Origin of the sequence: Nocardioides pelophilus (genome assembly GCF_014180685.1) — a bacterium.
Lineage (GTDB): Bacteria > Actinomycetota > Actinomycetes > Propionibacteriales > Nocardioidaceae > Nocardioides > Nocardioides pelophilus.
In genome coordinates, this window is sequence record NZ_JACEHF010000257.1 from 1 (window position 1) to 3270 (window position 3270).

A 3270-nucleotide genomic window follows, 5' to 3' on the forward strand; every position below is an offset into this window, starting at 1 on the left:
AACCCGTCGTACCCGGCGACCGCCTCGGCGGCCGTCTCCATCGACGCCTCGTCGGCGGTGGCGAGCACGTCACCGGGCGCTCCGTCGGCTGCCTGCTCGGCGAGGTCGGTCGAGGAGCCGGTGATCACCTCGACGTCCACGCCGTCGTGGGCGGCCTCGAAGTCCTCGGCCAGGGCGTCGAACGCATCGACCAGCGAGGCCGCGGCCAGCACCCGCAGGGTGACCGTCCCGTCGTCGGAGCAGCCGGCGAGGGGCAGCAGCGCGCCGGCCAGCGCGCCCGCGGTGAGCCGACGACCGCGGGTGGTCATCGGGGTCGCTCCACGACCACGTTGGTCGACTTGATCGACGCGATCGCCCGCACACCCGGCTCGAGCCCCAGCTCGGTCGCGGCCTCGGCGCTCATCAGCGACACCACGCGATAGGGGCCGCAGACCATCTCGATCTGCGCCATCACGGTGTCCGTGACGACCCGGGTGACGATCCCGGTCATCCGGTTACGCGCGCTGACGGAGCCGGCGCGGGTCCGGTCCCGCTCGGCCTCGTCGACCAGGGACGCGGCCAGCGCCGCGAGGTCGGCGCCGGGGATGACGGCGCGGCCGTCGCGGGTCGTGCTCGCCAGGCGCCCGGCGTCGACCCAGCGTCGTACGGTGTCGTCGCTGACGCCGAGCACCTCGGCTGCCTCCGCGATCCGGTAGTCACCCACCCGACGAGTGTTCCGCACATGCGGATGATTCTGCAACTATTCGCCCGCATCTGCGGATCAGGGTGCTGGCCGGGAGTGGACCGGCGTCGCCGCTCTCGCCTCCGGCTGTGAAGATGGTGCCGCTATGAGTACGTCGAGCGTGGGCAGCCCCGGCAGGTACCAGCGATCCGTCGGCGGGCTGGCCGCCGCGCTGGTGCTGACGGTGGTCGTGGTCGGCGGCCTGATCTGGTTCCTCGGGCTGTTCCGGCCCGACGTGGAGATCGACCCCGAACGGGTCGACTACCTCCCGATCATCGGCGAGGCGCAGGACGCGGGGTTCTCCCCGGTCTACCCCGCGTCGCTCCCGGACGGTTGGACGCCGACCGGCTACCAGGTCGTGCCCGGCGAGAAGCCGGCGTTCGAGATGAACCTGCTGACCGAGGACGACGAGGACTTCGTCGGCATCCGGCAGGACGACGAACCCGAGGCCGACATGCTGCGCGAGTACGTCGTCGGCGACCTGTCGCCGACCGACATCTACACGGTGCGCGGGTCGGTGGCCGAGGCCTGGCAGGGCTACGAGGACGAGGACGGCGACACGGCGTACGTGTCCGAGGTGGGCGGCGAGACGGTGCTGGTCTACGGCTCGGCGTCGCCCGAGGAGATGCAGGACCTCATCGACCGGCTGTCGACGGAGCCGCTCGCCGCAGAGTGAGCCTTGGTTTCGAGGCTCGTCGCTAGCGCTCCTCGCACCTCAACCAGCGGCGGGGGGCTCGCGCTCCTCGCACCTCAACCAGCGGCGGGGAGCTCGCGCTCCTCGCACCTCAACCAGCGGCGGGGGGCTAGCGCTCCTCGCACCTCGACCAGCGGCGGGAGCTAGCGCTCCTCGCATCTGAACCGGCGGCGGGGGTCAGTCCTCGTCGTCGCCGAGCACGGCGTCGAGTCGGGCGCGGGCGCCGTCGAGCCACTCCTGGCAGATCGTCGCCAGCTGCTCGCCGCGCTCCCAGAGCGCCAGCGACTCCTCGAGGGTGGTGCCCCCGGCCTCGAGGCGACGGACGACCTCGACCAGCTCCTCGCGCGCCTCTTCGTAGGAGGGGCGGTCGTCGGCGGCGGACTCGGTGGACTCGGTCGTCATGGTGCATCCTCGATCAGCTCGGAGCGGGTGGTGGTCACGTGGATCCGGCCGTCGGCGACGCGGACGCTCATCGGTGCCCCGGCCGCGACGCCGGCGGCGGAGGTGACGACGTGGCCGGCGTCGTCCTGGAGCACGGCATAGCCGCGCTGCAGGGTTGCGAGGGGGGACAGCGCGCGGGCGCGGGCCCGGTGGTGGTCGATGTCGTCGGCCGCCCGGTCGAGCCGGTGGCCCAGGGTGCGCCGCATCCGGTCGCACAGACCGGCCAGCTCGTCGTGGCGGCGGTCGAGCAGGGTGCGGGGGTCGGCGAGCGCCGGACGCGACCGGAGGGCGTCGAGACCGGCCTGCTCACGGGTGACCTGGGTCGCCACTGCGCGGCGCAGCCGGTCGCGGGCGTGGGCGATGCCGGTCGTCTCGGTCGCGACGTCGGGGACGATCAGCTTCGCCGCGTCGGTCGGTGTGGAGGCCCGGGCGTCGGCGACCAGGTCGAGCAGCGGGGTGTCGGGCTCGTGGCCGATCGCGGAGACGACAGGTGTGCGGGCCTTGGCCACCGCGCGGATCAGGCCCTCGTCGGAGAAGGGCAGCAGGTCCTCGACCGAACCCCCGCCGCGGGCGATCACGATGACGTCGACGTCGGCCCGCCCGTCGAGCCGCTCGACCGCCTCGATCACCTCGAGCGCCGAACGTGGGCCCTGCATCGCGGCGTAGACGATCTCGAACGCGACGCCGGGCCAGCGGCGGGTGGCGTGCTCGACGACGTCCTTCTCGGCCGCCGACCGCGGGGCGGTGACCAGGCCGACGCGTCCGGGCAGGAACGGCAGCCGGCGCTTGCGCTCCTGGGCGAACAGCCCCTCCGCGGCCAGCAGCTGTCGCCGCTGCTCCAGCCTCGCCAGCAGCTCGCCGAGTCCGACCATCCGGATGTCGCGGGCGTAGAGGGAGAGGGTGCCGCGGTTGGCGTAGTACGACGGCTTCGCCTGGATCACGACGCTCGCGCCCTCCACCAGCGGCGGCTGCAGCCCGTCGAACAGCACCCGGGAGCAGGTGACAGGGACCGAGATGTCGGCGACCGAGTCGCGCAGCGTCATGAAGACGGTGCCGACCCCGGGGCGGCGACTCACCTGCGCCACCTGGCCCTCGACCCACACCACGCCGAGCCGGTCGATCCAGCCGGCGATCGCGTTGGCGATCGACCGGACCGGTGCCGGCTTCTCGAGGGAGGTCTCCAGGGCCACGGCCCGACCCTATGGGAGAGGGGCATGGCGGTGCCTTGGCTGCAGCAGGCAGAGTGAGGTCATGGACGGCGTCGCGCTCGTGGTCGGCGAGGCGCTGGTCGACGTCGTCGAGACGGCCGACGGGGCAGTCGTCGAGCGCCCGGGCGGGAGCGCGGCCAACGCAGCCGTCGCCCTCAGCCGGCTGCTGAGGCCGGTGCTGCTGGCGACGTCGTACGGTCCCGGCG

5 protein-coding genes are annotated in these 3270 nt (G+C 73.3%); 1 reads left to right on the forward strand and 4 read right to left on the reverse strand.

Translation table 11 applies throughout. The features are described 5' to 3' along the window. Nucleotides 1-308, reverse strand: a 308-nt coding sequence (locus H0488_RS22480) for a molybdate ABC transporter substrate-binding protein (RefSeq protein ID WP_183101427.1), incomplete at its 3' end; no start/stop codon positions are given. Next, nucleotides 305-703 carry a TOBE domain-containing protein gene (locus tag H0488_RS22485; protein WP_183101428.1) on the reverse strand — a complete coding sequence of 133 codons (399 nt, stop codon included), beginning with the start codon at nucleotides 701-703 and terminating at the stop codon, nucleotides 305-307. The genes H0488_RS22485 and H0488_RS22480, both read right to left, overlap by 4 nt. 124 nt (nucleotides 704-827) lie before the next feature. Here H0488_RS22485 and H0488_RS22490 point away from each other — a divergent pair, with 124 nt between their 5' ends. After that, the gene (locus tag H0488_RS22490; protein WP_183101429.1) at nucleotides 828-1397 is read left to right on the forward strand and encodes a DUF4245 family protein; all 570 of its coding nucleotides are present in this window, start codon (nucleotides 828-830) and stop codon (nucleotides 1395-1397) included. 195 nt (nucleotides 1398-1592) lie between these two features. Here the strand turns inward: H0488_RS22490 and H0488_RS22495 are convergent, their stop codons facing one another. Both H0488_RS22495 and xseA read right to left on the reverse strand, forming a co-directional pair. Next, nucleotides 1593-1817, reverse strand: a complete 225-nt coding sequence (locus H0488_RS22495; RefSeq protein ID WP_183101430.1) for an exodeoxyribonuclease VII small subunit — start codon at nucleotides 1815-1817, stop codon at nucleotides 1593-1595. Next, nucleotides 1814-3046, reverse strand: a complete 1233-nt coding sequence (xseA, locus tag H0488_RS22500; RefSeq protein WP_183101431.1) for an exodeoxyribonuclease VII large subunit — start codon at nucleotides 3044-3046, stop codon at nucleotides 1814-1816. The genes H0488_RS22495 and xseA overlap by 4 nt, the downstream gene beginning before the upstream one ends. Nucleotides 3047-3270: the final 224 nt, after the last annotated feature.